This window comes from Streptomyces sp. MnatMP-M17 (assembly GCF_900091995.1).
Lineage (GTDB): Bacteria > Actinomycetota > Actinomycetes > Streptomycetales > Streptomycetaceae > Streptomyces.
Window position 1 is genome coordinate 1 of sequence record NZ_FMDK01000944.1, and the last position, 7071, is coordinate 7071.

Here is a 7071-nt window from a genome sequence, read left to right on the forward strand (position 1 = left end):
CGTGAGCGGGCCGATCGGGCGAGCCCGCCCACGTAAGCGGTCGAGGCGGGCGACCTTCAGCAGCAGCAACGCGATGTCGTCGCCGCCCCGGGAGGACTGCCGGGTCTGCCCCGCACACCGGACCAGCGTCCTCGCGAGCGCGTCCAGCGGCTGCGGGTCCGCTTCCGCCAGCCGGTCGGCGAGTTCGCCGATGGCCGCGTCCAGATCCGTACCGGGTACTTCGACGAGGCCGTCGGTGTAGAGGGCGAGTACGGCGCCGGCGGGCAGCGGGACATCGGCGGTCCGGTACCCGGCCTCCGGCTCGATGCCGAGGAGAAGCCCGTTCGGCACGTCCAGGATCTCCGTACGCCCGTCGGGATGGCGCAGTACGGGCGGCAGGTGGCCGGCGGTCGCGATCCGGGCCCGGTGGTGGCGCAGGTCGAGATGGGCGTACAGGCAGCTGGTGAACAGGCTGGAACTCAGGTCGATCAGCAGGCGGTTGGTGCGCGCGAGCACCTCGTCCGGGGGCGCGCCCGCACTGGCGTGGGTGTGGACGGCCGTACGGACCTGCCCCATGAGAGCGGCGGCATTCACATTGTGGCCCTGCACATCACCGATGACGGCGGCGGCCGAGGTGTCGTCCAGCCGGATCAGGTCGTAGAAGTCGCCCCCGATGTCCATGCCGCGGGTCGCCGGAAGATAGCGGGCGGCGACTTCGAGGCCGGGGACCCGCGGCAGGTCGTGCGGCAGCAGGGCGGCCTGGAGACCGCGTGCGACCTGGTTCTCGGTGTCGAAGAGCCGGGCCCGCTCCAGCGCCTGCGCCATCACCCCGCCCAGCGAGGTGAGACCGGCGCGCTCCTGTGGCGAGAAGGGGTGGGGCTGGTCGTAGCCCAGGACGCAGCAGCCGATCGTACGGCCGGACGCGAACAGCGGCAGATAGGCGAAAGCGGCCATTTCCCGGTACAGGTCGATGCCTGGATAGGTACGCCGGAGCTCCTCGTTGTTCGCGTAGAACGCGGGAGCGCCGGTCGCGATGGCCCGCAGGCTCGCGCTCTCGGCGGTCAGGGGCAGACCGTCGAAGCTCTTCGCGACTCCCGGCGGGAAGCCGCGGGAGGCGACGACCTGGATCCTTCCCTCGTCGGCGGTGAGCAGCGCCAGGCCCTGGACGTTGATGACGGGCATGATCTGATTGGTGACCGCCTCGGCCACGTCCTTGACCCCGACAGCCTCGGTGAGGGCCGTGGACAGGTGCAGCAGATGGAAGAGCGCGCCAGGACGGGCCTGCGCCGTCACCGGCGGGGTCAGGAACGGCTCGCGGTCCTGACCGTCCTGACCGGGTGGTTCGGTGGGCGTGATGCGGACGCTGATGCCGGTGGTGTCGGGGTAGAGGGTGAAGGCCAGCCAGTGGTCGGGGGGCCGCAGCGCGACGAACGGCGTGGGGAGCCGGCTGAACAGCGCCGCCAGATAGGAATTCTCGTACACCGGGTCGTTCAGCCAGGGCAGGGCTTCCCAGGGCCTGGCCCCCAGCAGGTCGTGGCGTCCGCGGCCCAGCAAGGCGGCGGCCTTGCTGTTGAGGAACGTGATACGGCCTTCGAGGTCCAGGGCGCAGGTGCCTTCGGGAAAGCGTTCCGTCAGTTCTGCCCCGGGCTGTTCGTTCCGGATGGGCGGCGGGCTCACCGTACGCAGCTCCGTGGGCCGCACCGGATGCCCGTCGTCCGCGGCCCGCCGCAGCAGACGGCTGATCCGGTGGCGGGCGTCGTTGATCGCCCGCGCCTCCCGGCGGGACAGCTCGGGAGCGTGCGTACCGGGCCATATCTGGAGCATGGCGCCCCAGCGGGTGGTGCCGGACGTCAGGGGTACGACGCTCAGGGCGACGTGGTACGGCAACGCGAGCGCGGTACGGGGAAAGCGCTGGGCCAGCTCCGTATGGCTCGCCACCCACACCCGCCGCCCCTCGCGCACCGCCTCGGCCACCGGCACCGGCGCGGCCAGCGCCACCCGGGACCACGGGTCGGCCACGTGCCGGGACACACCGGTCACCGCGACCATGCGCAGCACCTCGTCCTCGCGCACCAGCAGATATACGGCCCCGATGTGCGCACCGGTGTCCCGCACCAGCTCCGTCAGGAGGTGATCCACCTGTGCGTCCACCTGCTGTGCCGCGGTGCGGCCGTCCCCGTACGCCCGGTCGTCCCCGCACGCTCCGTACCCTCCCGGCTCTCCCACGCCTATGCCACCCCGAGCGTCGCGGAGACAGCCGGACGCGATCGTCGGCGGGGCCGCTGTCCGGCGGCGGCCCGGGTGCCGTGGACGCATCGGACGTCGTGCATATGTGGACGATAGCCCCCAAATGGGCTATCGACACCCTAGGACTGCCCGTACGGGCCACTCCGGTGACGGACGATGGCGGTGCCGGTCACGGCGGAGCCGACATGGTCGTGCCCGAGGAAGCCGGACCGGGGCGGTGGGCTGATGGCCTTCGTTCAGCGCGAGGGGAACGGGACAACCCTTAGCCAAGGAGGCTGCCGCCGGTGGCGTCGAGGGAGGCTCCGGTGATCCACCGCGCCCGGTCGGTGGCGAGGAAGACCACCACGTCGGCGACGTCCTCCGGCTCGCCCAGGCGCTTGAACGCCGACAGCTGCGTCATCGGCTCGCGCACCTCGGGCATCTGGAAGGCCGCGCTGCCGTTGTCCGTGGCACCGGGGAGCACGCTGTTGACCGTGATCCGCCGAGGGGCGAGGTGCCGTGCGAAGTGCAGCGTGAGCTGGTCGAGCGCGCCCTTGGACATCGCGTAGACGACCTGCGGCGGCATGGCCACGCGCGTGACCGCGGAGGAGATGTTGACGACGCGTCCGCCGTCCGGGATCAGCCCGAGGGCTCGCTGGACGAGGAGGAAGGGCGCCTTGGCGTTGACCGCGAAGATCTCGTCGATCTGCCCCGCGGACACCTCTTCCGGTGCATCGCCGGGCGTCGTCGCAGCGGCGTTGTTCACCAGGATGTCCAGGACGGTCTCGCCGGTGTATTCGCGCAGTTGGGCCTCCAGCTGGTCAAACAGCTGATCGACGGCGCCGGGCGCGCCCAGTTCCGCGCCGACGGCAAAGGCCCGTCCGCCGTCCTTCTCGATGAGGCCGACGGTCTCCTGGGCGGCCTGCTTGTCGCGCCCGTAGTGCACGGCGACCAGGGCCCCCTCGCGGGCGAGGCCACTGGCGGTGGCCCGGCCGATGCCGCGGCTGGATCCGGTGACGAGAGCGGTCTTGCCATTGAGCGTGCTGGTCATGCTGGAGTCCTTGCTGTGTTCGGGAACCGGGGGCTTGGCGGGGCAGCTGTTGAAGACGGCTTCGGCCTGGCCGCGGTGCTCGTACGGGTCCCAGTACGGGTGCGCGACCTGCTCGGGGGCGGCCCCGAGGGAATGCTTTCGGGGCCGCCCTCCCCGAGCCAGGTGTGAGTGGCGACGTGCGCGGCGTGGATACCGGGAGGCCAGGAGGCCGGGTGGCTGATGGGCGTCAGAGACTGAAGACGAGTTCGGCCTGGTCGCGCTTGGTGGTGTGCAGGTCCCAGTAGACCGGGGAGATCTCCTCGGGCTGGGCGGTCGGGAATCCGGGGACCGCCGGCGTGCCGATCGACACGTTGATGGCGACGTGCGCGGCCTGGACACCGGTGCCGTCCAGCTCCTTGTGCAGGTTGATCACCCAGTTGCGCAGCGCTGCGGCGGCGGCGTTGACGTTGGCGATCTGCGGCACGGGGTCGACGGAGCCGGCGCCGGTGGTGAACAGCAGGGTGCCCGCGCCGGCCTCACGCATGGCGGGCAGCACCGCGCGGGTGGCGGCGATGGCTCCGTAGAGCTGGAAGTCCATCTCGTGCTGCACGTCGGCCGGTTCGGTCGCGGCCGGGGTGGTCATGACGGTCTGGAGGCCGCCGACCGGGGAGTACTCCAGGACGTCGATGCCGCCGAAGTGTGCGGCCGCGTCCTTGAGTGCCTGGGTGAGCGCGGTGCGGTCGAGGATGTCGGCGGGGAACGCGGCGGCGCTGATGTCCTCGGCGGCCATCTCACCGGCCAGATCTTCGAGCTTGGCCCGGTTGCGGGCGATCAGTGCGACGTCGTAGCCGTGAGTGCCGTAGGTGCGGGCAATGGCGAGGCCGAGCTGGGGGCCGGCGCCGACGATGGCGATGGCGGGCATGAGAAAGCCTTTCGTGGAAGCAGAGGTGGAAAGGGCTATCCGTTTTTTTCCGGAAAGCCCTATCCGTTTTGCTGTCCACCGTAACACGGGAACTGGATAAGGCATTCCGGTTTGCTAGTCTGATCGGTATGAGCCCGCGAGATCCCCACACCGATGCCGACGCCGGCCCGGCCGATTCCGCAGGTCAGTCCAAGCGCAGCGACGCTGAGCGCAACCGGGGGCGGATCATCGCCGCCGCGCGCACGGTCTTCGGGCGCGACGGGCTGAACGCGTCGATGTCCTCGGTCGCACGGGAGGCCGGGGTGGGGATCGCCACCCTCTTCCGCCACTTCCCCCGCAAGGAAGATCTCGTCGCCGCGGTCTTCGCCGACCGCATGAAGGCGTACGCACAGGCCACCACCGACGCCCTGGCCGACCCCGACCCGTGGAACGGCTTCACCGGCTACATCCAGGACGTCTGCGCCATGCAGGCCGCCGACCGCGGCTTCGCCGACGTCCTGACCATGAGCTTCCCCGGCGTCCCGGAACTGGAGCAGCACCACGCCCGGGCGTACGAGGGCTTCCTCGAACTCATCGGCCGCGCCAAGCGCAGCGGGCAACTGCGCGAGGACTTCACCAGCCGGGATCTCGTGCTGCTGCTGATGGCCAACGCCGGAGTCCTCGGCGCCACCGGCGACGCCGCCCCGGACGCCTGGCGCCGCCTGGTGGCATGGATGATCCAGTCCTTCCAGGCCCCGGCCCGCGGACGGCTGCCGGACCCGCCGGAAGACGCCGCGCTGTACGAGGCCATGCGCCGCGCCAGCCAGGGCGTCACCGCCCCCGAGACCGGAAAGCGACGCTGAACCGGCGACCGGTGGGACAGGGCGACCGCCAGCCGGGCGACACCGTGCACATCTCCGAGATGTTCCGCTGTTCCGCCTGGTGCGCGGCACCGGGCACATCCTCGGCCTACTCATGGAGCCGATACGCCCCCGGCGACCACCGGCGATGAAGCGCGGTACTTACGCGGGCTCCGCCGAGCCTCGTTTGTCCTCAACGTGGACGATGTGAAGTTCGGTGCCGTCCCGGTGCCGCTTGGAACGTCCGAGCAGTCCGACAGCGATCTGCGACTGATCCTCAGGCTCATCGGGGTCGACATAGGTAAGAACGTCGTTGTGATGCCCGGTGACGACCCATCCCTCGACGTCCTTGGGATCGATCACCCCAAAGTCTCCTGCCGAAGATCCTGCGCGCGCCGGGCCGAACTTTTGCAGGAGGTCGGTGGCCTGTTCTGCAAGCTCCCCTTCCGGGGCGGTCAGCACGACACAAGTGCCATGCTCGAACAGCACCCACGACTTGCGAGGGTCGGCGAGAAGCCGCTGCCAGACATCTATCAGTCTCTCGGTGTCCACGCCGGTCATCATGCCGCAGAGCACCGACTGGCACGGCGCCACAGTGTCGATATGCCGATCGCCGAGACCGTTGTCGGCATCGTCCACGGAGGGAAATCGCCGCAGGAGGCCATCAAGGAACTCATGTCGCGCTCGGCAAAGCCCGAACTTCGCTGAGCGGACGCGCGTTGGCCGCCTCTTCCGGTGATTCAGCCGGTGGCCGCGCCGGAGCGGAGCATGCCGACGAAGTCGGTCCATACGGTGGTGGGGACCAGGAGGGTGGCGCCGGCCGCGTTCTTGGAGTCGAAGATCGCCTTGGAGTAGTCCTCGGTCTGGAGCAGGCCATGGACCACTGCCGGGTGGTAGATCCGGATCTCCTGCGCCTCCGCCTCGATACCGACGAACCCCTGCATGGCGGGCTGCATATGGGTGAATGGCCGCACCCGACAGGGTAGTTGAGCAGCGCTGATGGCGCGCTGACGATCCGTCAGTACGACTATCCATGGAGGCCCCATCATGACCCTCAGAGCACACGCACACGCATGGCGTGGCCATCGCTACCGCCGCCACGGCCCCGGGGGCGCGCCGATGAGCCGCATCACCGGGCAGGCGCGGGGCGTGCCGCACAGGTGTACGGCGCGCGGTACCACCCGGCGAACCCCTTCGACGGGGCGGTCGAGGACATCGTCAAGGCCTACGGCGATTGCGGGATCCGCTGGGTGGTCGCCTCGCAGCTCGCGATGGAGCTGCGCGACTTGTACGTTCGTGGATCTCGAAGCGGAGCCTGCCGCCGCTGCTGCCCAGAAACGGTGACCGCCGACCGGCTCAGCGGTCGCCGCCCGGGACCCAGAGCACGTCCCCGACCTCCTTGTTCGCCACGCGGGCAAGGATGAAGAGAAGGTCGGAGAGACGGTTCAGATAGGTCGCCGTCAGGGCGTTCATGGTCTCGCCGTGCACCTCCAGCGCCGCCCAGGTGGACCGTTCGGCGCGGCGTACGACCGTGCAGGCCTGGTGCAGCAGGGCCGCGCCCGGTGTGCCGCCGGGCAGGATGAAACTGCGCAACTTGTCGAGCTGCTCCAGGAAACGGTCGCAGTCCGCCTCCAGCTTGTCGATGTACGACTGCTCGACCCGCAGCGGCGGGAACTCGGGCTTCTCCACCACCGGCGTCGACAGATCCGCGCCCACGTCGAAGAGGTCGTTCTGCACCCGGACGAGGACCTTCACCAGCTCCTCGGGAAGCCCGCCGAGCGCGATCGCCGTGCCGATGACGGCATTGGCCTCGTTGGCGTCGGCGTACGCGGCGATCCGCACATCGGTCTTGGCGGTACGGCTCATGTCGCCGAGCGCGGTCGTGCCCTTGTCGCCGGTGCGGGTGTAGATCCGCGTCAGATTGACCATACGGCCAGCCTAGTGCCCCTCCCGGAAGGGGCACCGGATCCTGTCCGGACGGTCCGGACCGTCCGGGGCGGCTGTGGAGTACGGGGCGGCTGCGGGGTAGCACCGAGGCCGGCGCCTGTAGGGGGCGCCGGCCTCGGTGCGCGAAC

The 7071-nt window shown here is 70.1% G+C and carries 7 protein-coding genes and 1 pseudogene; 2 read left to right on the forward strand and 6 right to left on the reverse strand.

Features of this window, described 5'->3' with window-relative positions:
- The 3 genes from GA0115259_RS33875 to GA0115259_RS33885 all read right to left on the reverse strand — a co-directional run.
- Nucleotides 1-2118: SpoIIE family protein phosphatase (locus GA0115259_RS33875; protein ID WP_256098263.1), on the reverse strand; the 2118-nt coding region annotated here is incomplete at its 3' end.
- Between the two features lie 370 nt (nucleotides 2119-2488).
- The gene (locus tag GA0115259_RS33880) at nucleotides 2489-3256 is read right to left on the reverse strand and encodes an SDR family NAD(P)-dependent oxidoreductase (RefSeq protein WP_093604013.1); all 768 of its coding nucleotides are present in this window, start codon (nucleotides 3254-3256) and stop codon (nucleotides 2489-2491) included.
- Nucleotides 3257-3482: 226 nt separating this feature from the next.
- Complete coding sequence (locus GA0115259_RS33885; RefSeq protein WP_093604015.1) at nucleotides 3483-4157, reverse strand: SDR family NAD(P)-dependent oxidoreductase; 675 nt, start codon at nucleotides 4155-4157, stop codon at nucleotides 3483-3485.
- A 128-nt stretch (nucleotides 4158-4285) separates the two neighbouring features.
- Between GA0115259_RS33885 and GA0115259_RS33890 the strand changes: the two genes are divergently transcribed.
- Entirely contained in the window at nucleotides 4286-4999 is a 714-nt protein-coding gene (locus tag GA0115259_RS33890; protein WP_093604017.1) for a TetR/AcrR family transcriptional regulator, read from the forward strand.
- A 159-nt stretch (nucleotides 5000-5158) separates the two neighbouring features.
- Here GA0115259_RS33890 and GA0115259_RS33895 read toward each other — a convergent pair whose 3' ends face one another.
- Nucleotides 5159-5560: a hypothetical protein gene (locus tag GA0115259_RS33895; RefSeq protein WP_176732749.1), complete on the reverse strand. Its 402-nt coding sequence runs from the start codon at nucleotides 5558-5560 to the stop codon at nucleotides 5159-5161.
- Nucleotides 5561-5575: 15 nt separating this feature from the next.
- Between GA0115259_RS33895 and GA0115259_RS39375 the strand changes: the two are divergent.
- A pseudogene (locus tag GA0115259_RS39375) lies at nucleotides 5576-5704 on the forward strand (glycerol-3-phosphate dehydrogenase); the annotation flags it as partial.
- A gap of 32 nt (nucleotides 5705-5736) precedes the next feature.
- On the opposite strand, the gene GA0115259_RS33900 reads toward GA0115259_RS39375, so the two are convergent.
- Both GA0115259_RS33900 and GA0115259_RS33905 read right to left on the reverse strand, forming a co-directional pair.
- Nucleotides 5737-5940: a Scr1 family TA system antitoxin-like transcriptional regulator gene (locus GA0115259_RS33900; RefSeq protein ID WP_161230541.1), complete on the reverse strand. Its 204-nt coding sequence runs from the start codon at nucleotides 5938-5940 to the stop codon at nucleotides 5737-5739.
- A 412-nt stretch (nucleotides 5941-6352) separates the two neighbouring features.
- Complete coding sequence (locus GA0115259_RS33905) at nucleotides 6353-6925, reverse strand: cob(I)yrinic acid a,c-diamide adenosyltransferase (RefSeq protein WP_093604021.1); 573 nt, start codon at nucleotides 6923-6925, stop codon at nucleotides 6353-6355.
- Nucleotides 6926-7071: the final 146 nt, after the last annotated feature.